This is a genomic window from Labilibaculum euxinicum (assembly GCF_009795715.1).
In the GTDB taxonomy this organism is placed as follows: Bacteria; Bacteroidota; Bacteroidia; order Bacteroidales; family Marinifilaceae; genus Labilibaculum; species Labilibaculum euxinus.
This window is the reverse complement of the sequence record NZ_WTCR01000005.1, coordinates 266,410-284,555: the sequence shown is the minus strand read 5'-3', so window position 1 is coordinate 284,555 and position 18,146 is coordinate 266,410. Positions and strand designations below refer to the sequence as shown.

Here is an 18,146-nt window from a genome sequence, read left to right as displayed (position 1 = left end):
TTTTTAAAAGGTAATTTGGCATCTAAAGCCAATAGAATTGCCCGAAAAAGCAGAATAACTAACTGCAGGTTCTACTTTAATAGTCAAGTCATTGTTCACATTAAAATTGGTAAAATGTGCATCAACCGCAGCATCAACAATATTTAGTACGTAAACTCCGACCAAAATGATATAGCTAAGATCGCGATCGTGCTTATAAGAGTCTTTACCATTTTGTAAAGTGGTTTTAAACCAGGTATCATAGGATGTTGTTGTGGTATCCCAATCATTTTCCAGAATTTTCTGATAGCTGTCTGCAGTAGGTTTTTCGGTCACAAGTTTTTCTTCTGCAGAGAGAGTTTTCCAATCGTAAAATTCAGAAAAATCTTTAAAGCCACTTTTGTATTTTTTATAATTTTTTGTATTCCAGTTAATTGCGTAAATATCCAAGCCAATTCCTAAGTATAGAATAGGTATTTTCCAGTACTTCTTGTTGTAGGCTTGTCCTAAACCAGGAAATATAACAGAGTACATGGTTGCTTTATGCGGAGAATGAACTTTAACAATTGATTCTACCGCTACAGTGTCTGCTTCTACTAATTGCTGAGAAATGGCATTGTTTGACTTGCCAAAAAGCATAAGAAAGATCAGCCCAAGGAGAATTACCAGGCGCAAATTATTCAATGTTTAAATTTTTAAAAGTTTAACTAACTTATGATTTCATTTGATCCAATACAGCAAGGATACGTTCTAAATCATCATCGGATGTAAATGGGATAATGATTTTTCCTTTGCCGTTTTTTGTACGTTTAAGATCAACTTTTGCGCTAAAATGATTGGCTAAATGATCTTTTAAAGATTCATACTCTTTCGGAAGCGCTGTCGCTTTCTCCGGAGCAGGTTTTTCTTCCGTTGCTTGGTTGAAATTACGAACCAATTCTTCAACTTTTCGAACTGAGAAATCATTTTCAACGGTTACTTGAAAAATTTCAAGTTGAGTTCTTGGATCATCAACATTTACCAATGCTCGGGCATGGCCCATAAGTAGTTTTTTCTCGCGAATTCCTTTTTGGATTTCAGCAGGTAGTCTTAGTAATCGTAAATAGTTGGATACTGTAGAGCGTTTTTTGCCTACGCGGTCAGATAAACTCTCTTGTGTCAGTTTACACTCTTCAATTAATCTTTGGTAACTAATGGCTATTTCAATAGAATCAAGGTCTTCACGTTGGATATTTTCAACCAAGGCAAGTTCCAGCATTTTATCATCTTCAGCCAATCGAACGTAAGCTGGAATTTTTGTTAATCCGGCAATTTTAGCTGCCCGATAACGTCTTTCTCCGGCAATAAGCTGGTAGGAGTTATTATGAATTTTTCGAACCGTAATTGGCTGAACAATTCCTAATTCTTTAATAGATTGAGCCAATTCATTCAAAGCTTCCTCATCAAATTTAGTTCTTGGCTGATAGGGATTTGCTTCAATTTTTGAGATCTCGATTTCGTTACTTAGATCTTTTTCAGGTCTTGCCTGAACATCATCGATATCATTAATCAGTGCTCCTAATCCTCTTCCTAATGCGCTCTTTTTTACCATCTTACTATTTCAATATTATTCGCTAATGAGTTTTGCTTTGGTGCTTGTTTTTGTCAGGTTATTATTTTTCAATAATTCACGAGCCAAATTTAAGTAATTAACTGCTCCGGCCGATTCTGCATCATAAAGAATTGCTGGTTTACCGTAACTTGGAGCCTCACCTAGCTTGGTGTTACGTTGAATGATTGTTTCGAAAACCATATCCTGAAAGTGTTTTTTAACTTCACTTACAACTTGATTTGATAATCGTAAACGGCTGTCATACATCGTCAAAAGAAATCCTTCAATTTCCAAATCCTGATTTAAACGGTTCTGAATAATTTTAATTGTATTCAGAAGTTTTCCCAAGCCTTCCAATGCAAAATATTCACACTGAACAGGAATGATTATTGAATTAGCTGCTGTTAGCGCATTCACAGTAATTAAACCAAGTGAAGGCGAACAGTCAATTAGAATAAAATCATAATCAGGACTTAATTTTTCAAGAACTTTCAATAAGATTTGCTCACGATTTGCAAGATTCAACATCTCAATTTCAGCACCTACCAAGTCGATGTGCGAAGGAAGAATATCAAATCCTTCAATCTCACTATGTAGAATGGCTTCTTTGGGTTCAATTCCATCAACAATACATTCGTAAATGCTTTTTTCAATGTTTCGAACATCAAAGCCAATGCCTGAGGTCGAATTCGCCTGTGGATCAGCATCAACAATTAAAACCTTATACTCCAAAACAGCAAGACTTGAAGCAAGGTTTATTGCTGTAGTGGTTTTCCCAACCCCTCCTTTTTGGTTTGCCAGAGCAATTATTTTAGCCATAAACAATTCTGATTACAAGGTTTTATATTATAAAAATGAACTTGTTCCAAAGATACTATTTTAAAGCATATTTAAAATTTTGAAGCGATCTAAAATAGTAACAAATGCAAGAGAATTATCAACATATTATAGTGCTGCAAGACTAAAATCATAAGGAAACAGAACTCCCTGGGGATGAGCGTTTTTCATAATTGAGAAATAACTTGTACGCTTTTCTAAAGCTTGTCGATTATCTTACTGCTTTCAGCTAAAAGTTGATCCTTGTTAATAGGTACAACAACAGGAATTTCACATACAATTCCTCCTGCAAGGTTCGAGATTGCAGCAATCTGCCTTGCATTCATACCGGTGGCCAAACACAAGGCAGCAACGCTGATTACAGTATCGCCGGCTCCTGAAACATCCGCAATTTGTCTAACCACTGCAGGAATGTGTTCGTAGGTTTTTTCATTGCTGATAAAAACGCCTAACTCTGATAACGTAATAAATAGTTTTTTAATGCCCATCTCATTCTGAAACTTCTTGGCTTCGTCAAACAATCCGTGAATATCTCCTTTTTCAAGCAGTAGATTGGAACCTTCCACAAATTCTTTGAAGTTTGGTTTGAAAAGGCTTACATTTTTATAATCGTTGTAATGACGTTTTTTAGGATCTACCGCAACAGGAATTGCTTTGCTGTTAGCAAGATGAACAATTTCATCAATCAGATTTTTAGTGATTACTCCTTTGTCGTAATCTTCAAAAATAATTGCATGAATTTCATGCTTTTCGATTAAGCTTTTGATGTGATCAATAAATTCAGCTTCTATTTCATCCGCTAATTCATGAGTATCTTCTTCATCAACACGAATAAGGTGTTGATTGTTGCTTATGAAGCGCGTTTTTACCGTTGTTCTCCGTTTGTTGCTAACAACTATTCCATATTGCTCTTCTTCAATCTCAGTTAAAAGGTTTAAAAATTCTTTGCCTTTTTCATCCTCACCAATTACTGAACAAAGAATAGGGCTTGCACCTAACGATTTGATATTTAGAGCTACATTGGCGGCTCCCCCTAATCTGCTTTCGCGCTTAACGCAAGAAACAATTGGTACCGGGGCTTCCGGCGATATCCGATCTACTTTACCCCAAACGTAGGCGTCGACCATAACATCGCCGATAACCAACACATTTAATTTAGAGAAGGATTCGAATATTTGTTCTAATTCAATTTTATTCACTATTTCCTGGTTTTTGAATTATGTCAGCAAAGATAAACAAATTCGTGTGTTGGCGAATCTTTAGCACATTCCTTATGTATTTTTAACACATTTAGAAAATTCAATTACAAGTCTTAAATGCTTGTAAACGATGTTGTTTACATCGGATCGACGTCGAAATTAATTTGAATGGATTTAAATTGATCCATGCTTTTTAGATGATTTGCATGTTGATTTAAAATCCATTTGGCTTTAGATGGGGAGCTTTTCTTCTCTATTTTTAAAAGGATGTTAACGATGTATAAGTTTTGAATTCGGTTAATAACAGGCGATTGAGGCCCAAATACACGAATGCCAAAAATTTTCCGTAAAGATTTTGCCAAGGTTTCTGACGCCTGATTCACCAGAGTTTGGTTTTTGTGTTTTAAACAGATGTTGATTAAGCGGTAAAAAGGTGGATAAATAAATTCTTTTCTTTCTGCCAATTGGTCGGAGTACATCGAAATATAATCGTTCCCAATTACATTTTTTATGATTGGGTGTTCAGGAGTATAAGTTTGTATCAGAACTTTGCCTCTTTTCTTTTTTCGGCCGGCACGTCCGGAAACCTGAGCCATCATCTGAAAACTCCGTTCGTAGGCACGAAAATCCGGGTAATTCAGCATTGAGTCAGCATTTAGCACACCAACCAAACTCACATTATCAAAATCGAGTCCCTTCGAAACCATTTGTGTACCCACTAAAATATCGAGTTCCTGATTTTCGAATTTGTAAATGAGTTTTTCATAGGCCATTTTTTTGCGGGTGGTATCCAAATCCATTCTTGCAATTCTTGCATCAGGAAAGAAACCTGTTAATTCCTCTTCAATTTTTTCAGTTCCAAAACCTTTGTCTTCAATTTCGGTTGAACTGCAATGTTCACAGCTGGTTGGTGGATGAATACTGTAAGCACAGTAATGGCAAACCAATTGATTGTTGAATTGGTGGTATGTTAAGCTGACAGCACAGTTTGGGCAATGAGGAACCCACCCGCAGCTTTTGCATTCCAGATAGGGCGAATATCCTCTTCTGTTTTGAAATAAAATGATCTGTTCCTTATTTTCCAGGCAAGTTTCCATCATTTGCATCAACTCAGGAGAGAACATGGATTTCATCCGTTTTTTCCGTTTGGCTTCCTTTACATCAGCAATAATTATTTCGGGCATTTCCAGATTTTGGTGACGCTGAAACAATTCTACCAAACCGTATTTGCCCGTTTTGGCATTATAGTAGGTTTCTATTGCGGGGGTAGCAGTGCCCAATAAAGTTTTTGCCTGATGCAAATGAGCCAGATAAATAGAAGCATCGCGTGCGTGGTATCGCGGAGCCGGATCGAATTGTTTGTATGTGTTTTCGTGTTCTTCATCGACAATAATTAATCCTAAATTTTTGAAAGGCAAAAATATTGATGAACGAACACCTAATATTACCTGATAGGCATTATCAGGATTGTTTTGATTGATATTGTTGTAAATTTCTACCCGTTCGGCATCGTTAAATTTCGAATGATAGATTCCTACTTTATTTCCAAATACAGTTCGCAGCCGATTGATGATCTGAGTTGTTAAAGCAATTTCCGGCAACAGGTAAAGTACCTGTTTCCCAAGTTGTAACTGCTCCTGAATCAGATGGATGTATATTTCTGTTTTTCCACTTGAGGTGACTCCGTGGAGCAGTACACAGTTCTTCTCTTCAAAGTTTTCACGGATCTCAGCAATTGCTTTTTCCTGATATTCATTCAATTCTTTAAGTCCTGAAGTTTCTGTTTGAGACAGATCGATTCGATCCATTTTCTCATGGTAAATTTCAAGAATGTTTTTTTCCACCAAACTTTTTAAAATGCTTTTGGAAGCTGCTGTTGACGTTAGAAGTTCGAGGGCTGAAACTTTTAGAGCATTTTCTTCGAAGTAATGTTTGGAAAGATTAAGATAGGAGAGGAGTATCTCCTGCTGTTTTTTTGCTCTTTTTAAGTCATTAATCAGATTTCCCATTTCCGATTCGCTAAAATCATATACCAATCGAACAAACTCTTTTTTCTTTTCCTTGTAATGGTTAATGATTTGTTCTTCGATGGAAACGGCTCCTTTTTCGAGTAGTGATTTTACTTGAGGAAGCGTATTTTTTAATCCTGTGGCCTGATTTAATGCAAAGATGTTCACGTCTTTTGAATGCTTTAGTACATTCAAAATTTGCGCCTCGGTTTTACTTAGAGTTTCCTGAGTCTGAAAATCTTCGTTTGCAGTTATCTTGGTTTGGCTTTCCAGCTTTAATCCTGAAGGAAGTGCTGCTTTAAAAACATCACCTAAAGCACATTGGTAATATTGTGATATCCAATCCCAAAAATTGAATTGAAAAGAATTGATAATCGGAGATTCATCCAGACAGGTAATAATATCTTTGGTTGAATAATCTTCAGGAGCTGTATTGTGAATGTTTTTCACAATGCCTGTGTAGAATTTTTTACTGCCGAAGGGAACAACTACCCTTTTTCCAATGGCCACATCAGCTTTTAGTTCCTCCGGAATAGAGTAGGTAAAAAGCCGGGCCAATGGAAGTGGCAGTATAATATCTGCGAATTCGGTAGTCTTGTTCATTACTGTGAGCATTTTCCTCAAAGTTATGAGTTCTGATTAGAATCTCATCATTTGGGCATTAAATCCTGATACGAAAACAGGCATGAACAAAAACCACCGTTCTCAAATCATTTAGATAGAAAGAATATCGTTAAGACTCATCAGTGAATCCTTAACTTTCTTCTTGTTTTTAATTGTTTTGTTGAATGAAACATGTGAAACCTCACCGTTAACAATTCCAACCATGATACTCTTTTGATCATCCAGTAAAGCTTCAACAGCAGCAACGCCCAAAGTAGATGCAGTTACGCGGTCGAAAGCCGATGGAGAACCTCCTCTTTGCATGTGTCCCAGAACAGATACACGAATGTCGTATTCAGGATGTTCTTTTCCAATTTCCTTTGCAATTGTGTAAGCACCACCAGATTTGTCACCTTCTGCAACAATTACAATTCCGCTTGATTTGTGTTCTTTGTACCCTTTTTCAAGATATTTTTGCAATTCCTGAGTGTGGGTTTCTTTTTCAGGAATTAAAATAGCTTCAGCTCCTGTTGCAATTCCACTTCGCAAAGCAATAAAACCAGCATCACGGCCCATTACTTCAATAAAGAACAAACGGTTGTGAGCACTCGCAGTATCGCGGATTTTATCAACAGCATCAATTACTGTGTTGATTGCCGTGTCGTAACCAATCGTGTAATCGGTACCAAACAAATCATTGTCGATAGTACCCGGAATTCCCACTACAGGGATATCAAATTCTTGTGTAAAAATACGGGCTCCTGAAAATGTACCGTCACCACCAATAACCACAAGAGCATCTATTTTATTGGCAATCATTTGCTCATGTGCTTTTTTTCTTCCCTCAACAGTTCTGAATTCTTCACTTCTGGCCGAACGAAGAATAGTTCCGCCTTTTTGAATAATGTTGCTTACATCATGAGATTTCATTTTCTTAAAATCACCATGAATTAAGCCTTCGTATCCTTGCAGTACACCTACAACTTCAATTTTGTTATAGATAGCAGCACGAACAACAGCTCTGATAGCTGCATTCATTCCTGGAGCATCGCCTCCTGAAGTTAAAACTCCAATTTTCTTAATTTTAGACATGCTTAAATCGTTTTTATTTTCAAGTTTTATTTTTTCAATTGTATCATTCATCAGCCAGGTGGGAGTGGATGTTGCTCCGCTTACACCAACCGATTTCGCATTCGCAAACCAGTCCATATTCAGTTCATCGGGGCAAGTGATAAAGTGACTGTTCTGATTTGTTCTTTTACAGACATCGAACAGTAATTTTCCGTTCGAACTTTTTTTTCCGCTCACAAAAATGATCACATCGTGTTTGCCTGCAAAATCCTTAATTAAGGGAACACGATTCGATACCTTTCTGCAAATTGTATCATTAATACTAAGGCTGTTTTTGCATTCCTTTTTCAGATATTCTGAAATTTCAGCAAAGCCTGAAATGGTTTTTGTTGTTTGTGAAAACAGAACAACCGGCAAGCTAAAGTTCACCAATTTTAAATCATCTGTATTTTCAACAACAATTGCCTTGCCTTCGGTTTGACCGACTAAACCATTTACCTCGGCATGACCTTTTTTACCGTATATAATTATTTGACCGTTTGACTTCTTAATCTCCTGATATGCTTTTTTTATCTTTTTTTGCAGTTTTAAAACTACCGGGCACGAAGCATCAATAATTTCTATATTTTGCTTTTTTGCTGTTTCGTAAGAGGTTGGAGGTTCTCCATGTGCTCTAAATAAAACTTTTTTTCCTGACAGTTTTGCAAACTGATCGTGATTGATGGCTTGTAACCCTTGAGTATTAAGACGATCAACTTCGATATTGTTGTGAACGATATCACCAATACAGAAGAGTTGATTGTCCTCTTTCAGTATTTCTTCCGCTTTATTTATGGCATTTACAACACCAAAGCAGAATCCGGCGTTAGGATCAATTTCAATATTCATTTTTTATCCTGTCGGTTGATTACTTACAGCTCATTCATGCGATCAACAATCCAATCCAATTGTTCGTCCGGAGTTAAATGGCTGTTGTTAAGTACAATTGCATCATCAGCTTTTCGGAGCGGACTTTCATCACGGTTTTCATCGATATAATCTCTTTTTGAAACGTTTTCTCTGATTTCGTCCAATGAAATGTTTTCTCCTTTATCTTTTAATTCTTTGTAACGGCGAATGGCTCTTATTTCCACATCGGCTGTCATAAATATTTTTAAATCGGCATTTGGGAAAACCACAGTTCCAATATCCCTGCCGTCCATTATAACTCCACCTTCTTTGCTCAATTCACGTTGAAAAGCCACCATTTTCTCACGAACAAATTTGATTTTAGCAATCAAACTTACGTTGTTCGAAACAGCCATTTGGCGAATCTCATCTTCAACCAATTCAGCATTTAAATAAGTCTCGTGACGCTGTTTTTCAGTGTTGTATTTAAAAGAGATGTTTACTTGATCGATCAAATGAGCCAACTTATTTTCATCTACTTTGTCGCTGGAAATTAAGTTGTTTCTCATTGCAAAAAGAGTAACCACCCGATACATTGCGCCACTGTCAATATAAGTGTATTTAATTTTTTTTGCCAAATCCTTGGCAACAGTACTTTTTCCGCACGACGAATGTCCGTCGATTGCTATAATTAGTTTCTTTTCAGGTATATCCATTCTAGTTATTGCTCGGTTTTTTTGTGCAATTGGGTACAAAAGTATAAAGAAAATCGATCAAAATATGAGATTTGGAACTAAAAATAGGAGGTGTGAAAGATTATAGTTTCCTGTAAACGATTGAAATGCGCAATTTGAATTATTTTTTTAGAAATTAAAGTCGCTTAATCGTGTGCTGATTGAGAAATGATTGCTTGCGCCTGCCAAATGATACTTTGCCGAGGCAAAACTCACCTGAAAACGAGATACTTTAACTCCAAATCCCCATGTGAATCCAACAGTCGAAGTTTTTTCATCAACTTTAAGTTCCATTCTTCGCTGAAAGTTGTACCCCAGCCGAATGCTAAAATTCTTCGATGGTAAAAATTCTGTACCTAAAATGAAGTGTTTCAGGGCTTTGTCGGAGAATCCGTCTTTGCTTGATTTTGAGAAGGAATCGTCCGTTTTATTTAATTCTGATTCGTAAGTCAGATCGAATTCTTCCAGATGGCGGTAGGTGATTGCAAAACGAAACGGAGCGTGCTGTAGTTTGGTACTCATTCCAATTAAAATTTCATTCGGAAGATCTTCACGGTGCGATCCGTAGTAGGCTTTTATCTGATAACCAAAATTCCGCGCCACAATTGAAGCTCTGAATAGTTCATCGGAACTGTCGTAGATCAAGGCCAAATCGGTAGCCAAACCAAAAGAGCTGTATTTTTCTAAGGCAGAATAAATTGGTTTAATTGAAGCTCCCACACGAATATTCTTATTCAATTGCCTGCCATAACTAATAATCAGCGCGTAATCGGAAGCTTTAAAATTGCCTGTTATTTCTCCAAATTCGTTTGCTTCTGTAAATTTTCCATAGTTTACGTAATGCATTGCCAATGAAAAGGTGCCGATTTTAGCATAATCTTTAGTGTAGGAAGCATATCCGTAATTGATATCCGTAAGGTAAATTACGTAATTTAATGCCACTTTTTGATCCAAATCGGGATGAAGGGCCGCTGGATTGTAAAAAGAGTAATCTGCATCAACATTGTTCAGTGCAATTTGATCTCCTCCCATGGCAGCAACTCTGGCCGAACTTCCTAAATTCAGGAATTCGTAGATGTTTTCTCCACCACTTTGGCCTTTCAGCGTAAGGCTTGCAAGAAGAGAAATGAGGATGAGAATTGCTGTTTTATTCATGGAATTGATTGCTTAGGCATTCTAAAGATAGAAATCCGAATGAAAAAATTCTTGCTTATAGTTGTTCTTTTTTCTTTTTAAGGCGATCGACTACTTCGTAAACAGCAGGACAGTAATGTGTATTTTTTAATGTGAGATCGAGTATTTGATAAAAGCGTTTGCGGTCGGTATGTGGATATTCACGGCAGGCACGGGGACGATTTTCATAAACCATACAGTAATTGTCAGGCATCAAAAACGGACAAGGGGTTTCCTTAAACACATAATCGTTTTCATTGTCCATATATAAATATTGATTGATGAATTCGGAAGGTTTCATTCTAAACTGTTTTGCCAGGCGTTCAATGTCCTTATCAATAACAATCGGACTAATGCTCTTGCAGCAATTGGCACATTCCAGGCAATCCAGATCTTCGAATACTTCATCATGAAGTGTGTGAACAATAGAATCCAATTGTTTGGGTTTCTTTTTTTTAAATCTGGTGAATAATTCTTTGGTAGCAGTTTCGGTATTTTTTGCATTCTGCTTTAACAACTCTAAATCGATCTTTATTTTGCTCATTACGTAATTCCGGGTTAAAAAACAGTTTGACTCTTTGTGAAATAAACAGTTGTTCTGAATATTACGGACCAAATTTAGTGTCAAAATTCTCATTTTCCATGCATGAGTGCATGGAATTGTGCCGTCAACCGTCAAAAAAAGACTGTTTTTCATTGATCTATAGCTAAAAAACGGACTCGAATTGCAAACTGAATTTCGTGTTTTGGAAAATTGAATGTTGTTGAGGCGTTTGTTGATATTCAATCATAAATTATTGCAAAACAATAATAAATAATTGTAAAACGAGAATTTATTAATTATATTTGTTTCTCTAATATTAACTAATTTTTTAATAAATGAAAAATAGTAACAGAATTATTGGGTTTCTTTACGGACTGTTTAATATTGTGTTTTTTTTGAGTGTTTTGATTGGTGTGGTGGGTGCGATTTCTGGAATTGTATTCCTTATTGTCGGGGACGATATCGGGCTTAGGTTACCATTTTACAGCACAGTAGAGCTGCAGTATTCTTTTTCTTTTCTATGGGGAGAACACATGGAAGGAGTTCGTGAATTTATTGTTAGACCCGAGTCTATTATTTCAAGTAATATTTGGTTTCGAATTGCTGCAGTATTGAATAAGTTAATTCTTATTGGATTCTTTATTTTTAGCGTTAAGCAGCTAAAGGATATTTTTAATACATTAAAAGAAGAAAATCGAGAGAAGAGTTATTTTTGCAAAGAGAATTATATTCGAATCCGAAAATTGGCATTTTTGATTTTAACTTATTCTGTTTATACTTTTGTTATATCTTTTGGTTTTTCTGTGTTTTTAATAGAGGATTTTAAGGTAGCGGGTAATCTTTTACAGCTTATGCCGGATGGTTTAATTCTAGCAGGTGTTTACAAGTCGATGATTCTTTTTGTTGTAGCTGAAGTTTATAAGCTTGGGTTGGATATGAAAAATGATGCTGAATTAACAATTTAAGGGAGAGATTTAGATGCCTATAATAACAAATTTAGATGTGATGCTGGCCAAGCGAAAGATGAGTTCGAAAGAGCTTGCAGATCGAATTGGGATAACGGTAGCCAATTTGTCTATTCTGAAGAGTGGTAAAGCGAAAGCCATTCGTTTTTCAACATTGGAGGCTATTTGCAGGGAACTAGATTGCAAACCAGCTGACATTTTGGATTATATACCGTGTGAAGATAATTCCCCAAATTAATATGGGGTGAAATTTTCATTGATGGAATTGCATGGATGTGATTATTGGTATTTGCAATAGCTCCAATATTCTTATGTCTAAAAAAATATGTCTGCCAGGTTTGCGTCAGTTAAAATTTTTAAGGCCTAAGCGTAGGTGGAGTTGTTTTTTTTTGTTGCCTCGATGTAATTAATAATCCCTTTTAGACTAATATTTTGAATGTGTTGAGTTTTTAAAACACCTGTTTTAGAATTGAATTTAGAGGAAATTGTCTGTGCGAATTATTACTTGGTGGAATTGTTTTTTTTTAATTGTAAATACTCCTCGTGCAGTAAAATGTGTTTCTCCTGTAATTCTACCAATTTGTGTAAGAGGACTGCATTTTCGTTTAAAAGATCGTTTATTTTTTTTGTATTGTGATAGATTACATCTGGTTCTTCTATTTTTATCTGTTTATCTTCTCCTTGCTTAGTGTTGCTGTCCAATATTTTTTTTAGCAAATAATTGGCATCTTTATTACAGGCAATTGAAATCTGTTTTAAGGTCTCAGGTTTCCAATTGTCTTTCTTCATATAGGCATATATTGTTCGCCTGTCAACATTAATTCTTCTTGCAATTTCAGTAATTGGCAACCCCGATTCCGTAATTAATGTTTTTATAATATCGCCTTTTGACATAAGGTGTGAATTATTTAATCAAAAAGTGTCTGTTTAATTTGGACAGTTTTGTGAAATTCGTAATCTTTATTATGAAATAGAATAAGAGTTGTGTGATCTCTAGCGCACAAATTAAGCAATAGTTTTAAAATAGCGGTATTCAATGCAAAAAAAATTTAATATCAATGATCGATTGGGGAATTTAAAAGCTAAGGAAGGAGCTGCTCTCAGAAAAGCAATTGCACTGATGATGGGTAGAACAAGAGAGCATGTTAGCAGGATTCTTAATGCGCCGGAGGGTTCTTCAAAAGATTTTCCTTCTGAAGTAATTATAAGACTTGCTGATTTTTTTGAATGCAATCCTGAAGATTTATATAATACTCCACCCCGACCAATAAATAAAAAAGAGTTGTTTAATGTAGAATATGACTGAGAAATTAAAAATCACACATTTGCTTTTTTTTGTACATTTGTAATGTAAGTATGATTAAGATGAATAATTATGATGTTTTTAGTAAAAGAGCCAAAGTGATTGACAGACTCTTGGTTGTATTATTTTTTGTGATATTATTGTTGGCTGTATATTGGGTTTGGTTATCTTATTCTTGGACTTTATCATTGAATTCCTCAATTTATTACCAATAACAAAAGGGATATAGATGTGTTACGAGAAAATTCCGATGAAATATTATCTTAACAATTATAGCATTTTTCTCATCATTTGTGAATGAGGAAAGTGGCTTGGAAATTACAATTTTTGGATAAATACAAGGTGTAGTATATTTTTTCACAAAGTATTCGCTTGAGTATTCGCTACGTAGTAGGTCTATAATTTTAGCCATAAAAAAATGCGCCGTAAGGCGCATTTTCATTGACTTTTTATCTAGGGTGAAAGACCGGTCTCGAACCGGCGACCTCTGGAACCACAATCCAGCGCTCTAACCAACTGAGCTACAATCACCATTTTTGCTCTAATGCGGTGCAAATATAGAGAAATCTTTAATTATTATCCAAGTGTTTTATGAAAAAAATATAAAAATATATTCTGAAAGGATTATAAACTCTACCTTTGCAGGCAGTTAACTAATTTTAATAAAATGGATTTTTTTATCGATAAAAAAGAAACAGAAGAATTGTTTCAGGAAATTTTCAAGAAAATTCAAATTCTTCGTAATGGTGAGACACATCATGAAATGAAAAAATTTGGATTGAACTACCCAAAAGCATTGGGAGCAACAATTGTAAATTTGCGGGAAATTGGGAAAGATTATCAGAAGGATCATCTTTTAGCACATAAATTGTGGACAAAAGGCTTTCGCGAATCGAAAATCGTGGCAACTCTTCTCGAAGAACCGGAAAAAGTGACAGGAGATCAGTTAGAGCGTTGGTTCGCCGAGATGGATTCAAATGAATTATTGGAGCAGGCAAGTATGAATTTGTTTCAGTATCTGCCTAATATAAAGGAGCTTGTTAAAGAGTGGGTGAAAAGTGAGGATGCCTCAAAACAGGTGTGTGCAGTAATGGTTGTTGGACGCCTGGCAATGGATAAAAAAGAGGAGAATGACAGGCTGTTTATTGATTTTATAGAAATGCTTCCAAAGAAATTCGAGGATGCTTACTTTTTGAATCAGGTAAAAAGAGCCTTGGGAAAAATTGCCCGAAGAGGAGATGTTGTTGTAAATAAGCTTGTTGCTTTGGTTTGCGAATTAAAGAGAGGGGATGAGGACTGGAAAGAGATTTGGGCTGATCTTCAATATGAACTTAATTTGTAAGTGTTTTTTAAGATATTTTATGATGTGATATGGCATTCACATCTAGGAAAAGAAAATTAAACAAAGTAAATTTGAAACAAAATTTTGCAACATCTAAGAATAGATTTTAAAGATTAATAGTTAACACATATGGGATATACAAAAAGTTCAAATCCTGTTCTGAGCGAAAAAATTTTTTACGCTTCAAGAAGTGGATCGTACAGTGAAGCAATGACGGTAAACGGAACCGTAAATAAAGTCGGTTTGTTACTGTTTTTCCTTGTAGCCGCAGCAAGTTACACATGGGGATTATACAATGATTCTATGGATTCATCAGTGGTGATGCCGTGGTTAATAGGTGGAGCTATTGTAGGCTTAATTCTTGCTATTGCGACTGCTTTTAAGCCGGCTTGGTCTCCTTACACAGCTCCTTTTTATGCTTTAGCCGAAGGTTTAATGTTGGGTGGATTGTCGGCGATGATGAATGTCGCTAATCAGGGTATTGTGGTGCAGGCGGTTGGCTTAACATTTGCCACATTGTTCGCAATGCTTTTTGCCTATAAATCAGGATTAATTAAAGCAACAGAAAAATTTAAGTCTGGTGTTATTGCAGCTACAGGAGGTATTTTTATATTTTACATGTTGAACTGGATTTTGAGCATGTTTGGCATTGGCTTAAATATTGCAAATGGTTCTGATTTACTAAGTATTGGGATCAGCCTGTTTATTGTTGTTATAGCTGCACTTAATCTGGTTTTAGATTTCGATTTTATTGAAAAAGGTGCCCAATCCGGAGCTCCAAAATATATGGAGTGGTATGGTGCATTTGGGCTGATGGTAACATTGGTTTGGTTGTATGTTGAATTGTTGAGATTGCTCTCGAAATTGGCCAGACGATAAAATTTACATTGAAACCCCAAATTACAAAACTTAAATAAAAACGAATCGAGTGAGGATAGTTGAAGTTTTAGATCAGACGCATCAAAAAGATTTTTTAGATATTGCCAGAATCCTTTATAAGGATGATTCCAATTATGCGTGTCCGTTGGATGCTGAGATTGAAGGAATATTTGATCCGAAGGAAAATTCATTCTTTAAGCATGGTGAGGCAGGCCGATGGATATTGCAAAACGATAAAGGAAAAGTAATTGGACGCATAGCTGCATTTATCAATACCAATAAAGCTTTTTCTTTTGATCAGCCGACTGGCGGATGTGGTTTTTTTGAATGTGTAAATGACAAAAAGGCAGCTTTTCTTTTGTTTGACACAGCAAAAGAGTGGTTAACTGTGCGTGGTATGGAAGCCATGGATGGTCCGGTGAATTTTGGCGAAAATGATAATCATTGGGGACTTTTGGTTGATGGTTTTATGCCTCAGGGATACGGAATGCCATATCATCAAAAATATTATAAGGCATTTTTCGAGGAGTATGGCTTTAAGGTGTTCTTCGAACAGTATAGCTATCATCTTGATTTAAAAAAGCCTTTCCCTGAACGATTTTGGAAAATTGCAGAGTGGGTTGCTAAAAAGCCTGGATTTACTTTTGAGCATTTTTCATATACAAAATCGGAAAAATACATTCAGGATTTAATTGCAATTTATAATGAAGCATGGAAATTTCATGATAATTTCTCGCCGATAGATCCTGAGGATATCCGTAAAATGGCTCGTGATGGAAAAGGAGTAGTCGAGGAAGAATTTATTTGGTTTGCTTATCATGAAGGAAATCCAATTGCATTTTTTGTGATGATGCCGGATATCAATCAGATCTTGATAAAGATGGATGGTAAATTTAATTTCTGGAGTAAACTGAAATTTTTATATCATTTAAAAAAGAAAACAATTACCCGCGCTCGAATCTCAATAATGGGTGTTGTTCCTAAATATCAAAGGTTTGGAATTGAGTCGGCAATCTTCTGGCACATGGATAAAGTGATGAAGAGAAAACCGCATTATAAAGAAGTGGAACTTTCGTGGGTGGGAGATTTTAATCCGAAAATGATTTCTATTTATGAGTCGGTTGGTGGTGTGAAAATGAAAACACATTATACCTATCGTTTGCTTTTTGACCCAAATAAGCCCTTTAAGCGGACACCTATTATCCCTCTGGAAAACAGGGGAAGTAAGGCAAAAGAGAAAAAAGTAATGGAAAGTGGAGAATAATTTATTTATTCTTTTGCAAAACAGATTACAATATTTACCTTTGCAGCCTATTGGAAGTAGATTATAAGAAACTAAAGGATATTAAAATGAAACAAGGAATACATCCGGAAAATTACCGTCTTGTAGCTTTTAAAGACATGTCAAACGAAACTGTTTTTATTGCTAAGTCGACTGCTAGAACTAAAGAAACTATTGAGTTCGAAGGCATTGAGTACCCAGTTATTAAGCTTGAGATCTCTAATACATCTCACCCTTTCTACACAGGTAAGATGACATTAGTAGATACTGCTGGTCGTGTTGATAAGTTCATGAATCGTTACAAGAAACACATGGACGGTAACAAGAAGTAAGATTAAAAAATCTACCATATTAAGAAAAAGCCTCGATTATTCGAGGCTTTTTTTTATTTTTGATCATACATAAAAATCCTTCGGATTTAAATCACTACTACTATGAATTATATTCTTTTTGATGATGGGACTTGGAATGATCTGCGTCCACTCACATTTACCCGTCCGGTATCAGAGATTCGGGTTGGCATTTTAAGCATTCGCGAAAAATGGGAGAAATATCTTACAGCCAGCTTAAGTCATTTTACGCAGGATTATTTATCTGTAAAATATCCAATCTTTGTTCAGGAACAAAATGTATTGATTAATGGTTCGGTACTTCCGGATGAGAGGTTGAAAGATGCAATTCTGAATTTAAAAGTGGGAGAGTATCTTGCAAAGGATGGAGTTATTCTGGCGGCTAATTTTTTGACTGCTGACCTTGAGTTGGTGAACAAGGAAGGAATTGAAGCAAAAGTTAAAGTTGCGTATAAACAGGCTGTTGATCGAATAGCAATGCCTTACGATATATTTGGAAGTAATGACAAGGCTCTTCGTGCCGATTTTGAATTGCTGACCAAAGGAAGACAATCGCAGAAGATAAGTGATACGGTAAATGTTCTTGGAAAAGAGAATATATTTCTTGAAGAAGGAGCAAAAGTAGAATTTGCATGTCTTAATGCTGTTGACGGACCAATTTACATTGGAAAAGATGCAGTTATTATGGAAGGATGTTTGGTGCGTGGTCCTTTGGCCATGTGCGAACATGCAGAATTAAAAATGGGAGCCAAAGTGTATGGTGCAACTACATTAGGTCCCTACTGCAAATGTGGCGGAGAATTAAATAATGTGGTGTTGTTTGGTTATTCGAGCAAAGCTCATGATGGTTTTTTAGGAAATGCAGTATTGGGCGAATGGTGTAATATTGGTGCTGACACAAATAATTCAAATTTGAAAAACAATTATTCGGAAGTGAAGTTGTGGAACTACTCAAGTGAAAGTTTTGAAAAAACAGGCCTGCAGTTTTGTGGTACTATCATGGGTGATCATTCTAAATGCGGCATTAATACCATGTTGAATACAGGAACTGTTATTGGTGTGAGTGCCAATGTGTTTGGTGCCGGATTTCCCCGTAATTTTATTCCCTCTTTTGCAATGGGCGGCAATCATGGTTTTAAGGAATATCGCTTAAAAGCAACTTTCGAAGTTGCTGATTTGGTAATGCGGCGCAGAGGTTTGGAATTTAATGAGGTGGAGAAAAATATCTTAACAAATGTATTTGAAATGACCAAAGAGTATCGGAAATCATTTTAGCACAAATCCTTATTATATTAATATGAGTTCTTTCTGTTAACTGATAGAACTCATTTTTTATTTTGGCATAGCTATTGCCAAGTAAATAGTGACCTATTAATATTGGTGGAAACAGACATTTT

At 35.8% G+C, this 18,146-nt stretch carries 18 protein-coding genes and 1 tRNA gene; 8 read left to right on the top strand and 11 right to left on the bottom strand.

Translation table 11 applies throughout. The features are described 5' to 3' along the window. Window positions 1-3: 3 nt before the first annotated feature. The 9 genes from GQR60_RS08715 to GQR60_RS08675 all read right to left on the bottom strand — a co-directional run bounded on the left by GQR60_RS08715 (window position 4) and on the right by GQR60_RS08675 (window position 10,628). Window positions 4-663 (bottom strand): DUF5683 domain-containing protein, encoded by a 660-nt coding sequence (locus GQR60_RS08715; protein WP_124992544.1) that lies wholly within the window; start codon window positions 661-663, stop codon window positions 4-6. A 28-nt stretch (window positions 664-691) separates the two neighbouring features. Then, a complete protein-coding gene (locus GQR60_RS08710) occupies window positions 692-1,570 on the bottom strand; it encodes a ParB/RepB/Spo0J family partition protein (protein ID WP_124992543.1) in 879 nt (292 codons plus the stop codon). A 15-nt stretch (window positions 1,571-1,585) separates the two neighbouring features. Then, complete coding sequence (locus tag GQR60_RS08705; protein WP_124992542.1) at window positions 1,586-2,389, bottom strand: ParA family protein; 804 nt, start codon at window positions 2,387-2,389, stop codon at window positions 1,586-1,588. A gap of 215 nt (window positions 2,390-2,604) precedes the next feature. Further along, the gene (locus GQR60_RS08700; protein WP_197092715.1) at window positions 2,605-3,606 is read right to left on the bottom strand and encodes a bifunctional heptose 7-phosphate kinase/heptose 1-phosphate adenyltransferase; all 1,002 of its coding nucleotides are present in this window, start codon (window positions 3,604-3,606) and stop codon (window positions 2,605-2,607) included. Between the two features lie 137 nt (window positions 3,607-3,743). Next, a complete protein-coding gene (priA, locus tag GQR60_RS08695; RefSeq protein ID WP_124992541.1) occupies window positions 3,744-6,218 on the bottom strand; it encodes a replication restart helicase PriA in 2,475 nt (824 codons plus the stop codon). Window positions 6,219-6,329: 111 nt separating this feature from the next. Beyond that, the gene (pfkA, locus tag GQR60_RS20200) at window positions 6,330-8,177 is read right to left on the bottom strand and encodes a 6-phosphofructokinase (RefSeq protein ID WP_124992540.1); all 1,848 of its coding nucleotides are present in this window, start codon (window positions 8,175-8,177) and stop codon (window positions 6,330-6,332) included. 23 nt (window positions 8,178-8,200) lie between these two features. Beyond that, entirely contained in the window at window positions 8,201-8,893 is a 693-nt protein-coding gene (cmk, locus tag GQR60_RS08685; RefSeq protein WP_124992539.1) for a (d)CMP kinase, read from the bottom strand. Window positions 8,894-9,040: 147 nt separating this feature from the next. After that, complete coding sequence (gene porQ / locus GQR60_RS08680) at window positions 9,041-10,066, bottom strand: type IX secretion system protein PorQ (protein WP_124992538.1); 1,026 nt, start codon at window positions 10,064-10,066, stop codon at window positions 9,041-9,043. A gap of 55 nt (window positions 10,067-10,121) precedes the next feature. After that, window positions 10,122-10,628: a YkgJ family cysteine cluster protein gene (locus tag GQR60_RS08675; RefSeq protein WP_124992537.1), complete on the bottom strand. Its 507-nt coding sequence runs from the start codon at window positions 10,626-10,628 to the stop codon at window positions 10,122-10,124. 335 nt (window positions 10,629-10,963) lie between these two features. Here GQR60_RS08675 and GQR60_RS08670 point away from each other — a divergent pair, with 335 nt between their 5' ends. Then, window positions 10,964-11,593, top strand: a complete 630-nt coding sequence (locus tag GQR60_RS08670) for a DUF2975 domain-containing protein (RefSeq protein WP_124992536.1) — start codon at window positions 10,964-10,966, stop codon at window positions 11,591-11,593. A gap of 13 nt (window positions 11,594-11,606) precedes the next feature. Continuing rightward, the gene (locus GQR60_RS08665; protein WP_124992535.1) at window positions 11,607-11,831 is read left to right on the top strand and encodes a helix-turn-helix domain-containing protein; all 225 of its coding nucleotides are present in this window, start codon (window positions 11,607-11,609) and stop codon (window positions 11,829-11,831) included. A gap of 263 nt (window positions 11,832-12,094) precedes the next feature. Here the strand turns inward: GQR60_RS08665 and GQR60_RS08660 are convergent, their stop codons facing one another. Then, window positions 12,095-12,487, bottom strand: coding sequence for a terminase gpP N-terminus-related DNA-binding protein (locus GQR60_RS08660; RefSeq protein WP_124992534.1), 393 nt, complete (start codon window positions 12,485-12,487; stop codon window positions 12,095-12,097). 142 nt (window positions 12,488-12,629) lie between these two features. Here GQR60_RS08660 and GQR60_RS08655 point away from each other — a divergent pair, with 142 nt between their 5' ends. Continuing rightward, on the top strand, window positions 12,630-12,899 hold the full coding sequence (locus GQR60_RS08655) for a hypothetical protein (RefSeq protein ID WP_124992533.1): 270 nt from the start codon (window positions 12,630-12,632) through the stop codon (window positions 12,897-12,899). Between the two features lie 453 nt (window positions 12,900-13,352). On the opposite strand, the gene GQR60_RS08650 is transcribed toward GQR60_RS08655, so the two are convergent. Next, a tRNA-His gene (locus tag GQR60_RS08650) sits at window positions 13,353-13,428 on the bottom strand. Window positions 13,429-13,563: 135 nt separating this feature from the next. On the opposite strand from GQR60_RS08650, the gene GQR60_RS08645 reads away from it, so the two are divergent. The 5 genes from GQR60_RS08645 (at window position 13,564) to GQR60_RS08625 (ending at window position 18,024) form a co-directional block, all read left to right on the top strand. Then, window positions 13,564-14,238: a DNA alkylation repair protein gene (locus tag GQR60_RS08645; RefSeq protein WP_124992532.1), complete on the top strand. Its 675-nt coding sequence runs from the start codon at window positions 13,564-13,566 to the stop codon at window positions 14,236-14,238. A 129-nt stretch (window positions 14,239-14,367) separates the two neighbouring features. Next, entirely contained in the window at window positions 14,368-15,117 is a 750-nt protein-coding gene (locus GQR60_RS08640; protein ID WP_124992531.1) for a Bax inhibitor-1/YccA family protein, read from the top strand. Window positions 15,118-15,166: 49 nt separating this feature from the next. Next, complete coding sequence (locus GQR60_RS08635) at window positions 15,167-16,381, top strand: N-acetyltransferase (RefSeq protein ID WP_191991603.1); 1,215 nt, start codon at window positions 15,167-15,169, stop codon at window positions 16,379-16,381. 86 nt (window positions 16,382-16,467) lie between these two features. Further along, complete coding sequence (locus GQR60_RS08630) at window positions 16,468-16,731, top strand: type B 50S ribosomal protein L31 (protein WP_101308277.1); 264 nt, start codon at window positions 16,468-16,470, stop codon at window positions 16,729-16,731. 102 nt (window positions 16,732-16,833) lie between these two features. Then, window positions 16,834-18,024, top strand: coding sequence for a GlmU family protein (locus GQR60_RS08625; RefSeq protein WP_124992530.1), 1,191 nt, complete (start codon window positions 16,834-16,836; stop codon window positions 18,022-18,024). The last annotated feature ends 122 nt before the right edge of the window (window positions 18,025-18,146 follow it).

Bases quoted from the DNA above. Each gene is read 5' to 3' on its own strand.
- porQ (WP_124992538.1), bottom strand. From the start codon at position 10,066: ATGAATAAAACAGCAATTCTCATCCTCATTTCTCTTCTTGCAAGCCTT.
- GQR60_RS08710 (WP_124992543.1), bottom strand. From the start codon at position 1,570: ATGGTAAAAAAGAGCGCATTAGGAAGAGGATTAGGAGCACTGATTAAT.
- GQR60_RS08660 (WP_124992534.1), bottom strand. From the start codon at position 12,487: ATGTCAAAAGGCGATATTATAAAAACATTAATTACGGAATCGGGGTTG.
- priA (WP_124992541.1), bottom strand. From the start codon at position 6,218: ATGAACAAGACTACCGAATTCGCAGATATTATACTGCCACTTCCATTG.
- GQR60_RS08705 (WP_124992542.1), bottom strand. From the start codon at position 2,389: ATGGCTAAAATAATTGCTCTGGCAAACCAAAAAGGAGGGGTTGGGAAA.
- GQR60_RS08665 (WP_124992535.1), top strand. From the start codon at position 11,607: ATGCCTATAATAACAAATTTAGATGTGATGCTGGCCAAGCGAAAGATG.
- GQR60_RS08655 (WP_124992533.1), top strand. From the start codon at position 12,630: ATGCAAAAAAAATTTAATATCAATGATCGATTGGGGAATTTAAAAGCT.
- GQR60_RS08625 (WP_124992530.1), top strand. From the start codon at position 16,834: ATGAATTATATTCTTTTTGATGATGGGACTTGGAATGATCTGCGTCCA.
- GQR60_RS08630 (WP_101308277.1), top strand. From the start codon at position 16,468: ATGAAACAAGGAATACATCCGGAAAATTACCGTCTTGTAGCTTTTAAA.
- pfkA (WP_124992540.1), bottom strand. From the start codon at position 8,177: ATGAATATTGAAATTGATCCTAACGCCGGATTCTGCTTTGGTGTTGTA.
- cmk (WP_124992539.1), bottom strand. From the start codon at position 8,893: ATGGATATACCTGAAAAGAAACTAATTATAGCAATCGACGGACATTCG.
- GQR60_RS08675 (WP_124992537.1), bottom strand. From the start codon at position 10,628: ATGAGCAAAATAAAGATCGATTTAGAGTTGTTAAAGCAGAATGCAAAA.
- GQR60_RS08670 (WP_124992536.1), top strand. From the start codon at position 10,964: ATGAAAAATAGTAACAGAATTATTGGGTTTCTTTACGGACTGTTTAAT.
- GQR60_RS08640 (WP_124992531.1), top strand. From the start codon at position 14,368: ATGGGATATACAAAAAGTTCAAATCCTGTTCTGAGCGAAAAAATTTTT.
- GQR60_RS08645 (WP_124992532.1), top strand. From the start codon at position 13,564: ATGGATTTTTTTATCGATAAAAAAGAAACAGAAGAATTGTTTCAGGAA.